This is a genomic window from Pseudomonas asplenii, assembly GCF_001293465.1.
Lineage (GTDB): Bacteria > Pseudomonadota > Gammaproteobacteria > Pseudomonadales > Pseudomonadaceae > Aquipseudomonas > Aquipseudomonas fuscovaginae_B.
Genome location: NZ_JSYZ01000065.1, coordinates 1 through 1,461, shown reverse-complemented (window position 1 = coordinate 1,461; position 1,461 = coordinate 1). Strand labels below are relative to the sequence as shown.

At 65.0% G+C, this 1,461-nt stretch carries 1 protein-coding gene; it reads left to right on the top strand.

The window, feature by feature from the left end; genetic code table 11:
- Positions 1 to 1,461, top strand: a 1,461-nt coding sequence (locus tag PF66_RS31640) for a condensation domain-containing protein (protein WP_241494502.1), incomplete at both ends; no start/stop codon positions are given.

Sequence of the window (1,461 nt, the reverse complement as noted above, 5' to 3'; positions counted from 1 at the left end):
GGCGTGGAGTTGCCCCTGCGCAGTGTGTTCGAGACACCGACGGTCGCTCAACTGGTCAATGAGTGCCGAAACCTGAACGCGCAGCGTCCGCGGCTGGTTGCCATGCAGCGGCCCGAGTTGTTGCCGTTGTCGTTCGCGCAGCAGCGGTTGTGGTTTCTGGCACAGCTCGAAGGGGATGCCTCGACCTACATCGTCCCGACGGCCCTGCGCCTGCAGGGCGTGGTGGATTCGCAGGCGTTGCAGTCAGCCCTGGCCGACCTGGCGATGCGCCATGAGACCCTGCGCACCTGCTTCCAGGTGCGCCACGGTGAGCCATGGCAGGTCATCGCATCTCAGGCGCATGTGGACTTCGTCCAGCTCGACACGGACGCGGCGGCGCTGGAGGGCCTGCTGGCCGCCGAGCTCGAGCGGCCATTCGCCCTGGATCTTTCGCCGCCCTGGCGAGTCCGGTTGTATCGTTTGGGAGCCGAGGATCACGTGCTGCTGCTGGTGTTGCACCACATCGTTACCGATGGTGCTTCTCAAGGTCCCCTGTTGAATGACCTGGTACAGGCTTATCGAGCACGCTCGACCGGAAGGTCGCCGGACTGGACGGCGTTGCCGGTGCAGTACGCGGATTACAGCCTGTGGCAACGGGGCTGGTTGGGCGAGCTTGAAGACGAGCAGAGCGCACTGGCCCACCAGTTGGGCTATTGGCGTCAGGCGCTGCACGAGCTGCCCACGCAGATTTCCCTGCCGACGGATCGGCCTCGCCCAGCCGTCGCCAACACGGAAGGTGGCGTGGTCCGCTTCCAGGTGCCAGCCGCGTTGCACCAGCGGTTGCAGGCCTTGGCCCAGTCACGGCGGGCGACCTTGTTCATGGTACTGCAGGCGGGTTTCGCAGGGCTATTGAGCCGCCTGGGCGCCGGGACCGACATTCCGATCGGCAGCCCGGTCGCAGGGCGGATCGAGGAAAGCCTGGAGCCACTGGTGGGATTCTTCGTCAACACCTTGGTGTTGCGCACGGACACCAGCGGCAACCCTGACTTCCTGAGCTTGATCGACCGTGTGCGGGCAACCGACCTGGAGGCCTATTCGAATCAGGACCTGCCGTTCGAGCGCCTGGTCGAGGCGCTCAACCCTGTGCGTTCGTTGGCGCACCATGCGTTGTTCCAGGTCACACTGACCTTGGAGGCCAGCCAGAGCGCGGATCTTGAGCAACTGGCGTTGCCGGGCTTGGTGGTGAGTCCGCTGGAGGCCAGTGGCACTCGAGTCAAGTTCGACCTGTCCCTGTCGTTCACGGAGCAGGCTGGGCAGCAGGGCATGCAAGGTGCGCTGGAGTATCGCCAGGACCTGTTCGACTCGGCCACGGTCGAGACCTTGGCGCAGCGCTTGCTGATCCTGCTCGAGGCGGCCAGCCAGTCGCCCGAGACCTCACTGGGTGAACTGGACATATTACGACCCGATGAGCGGCGCCAGGTG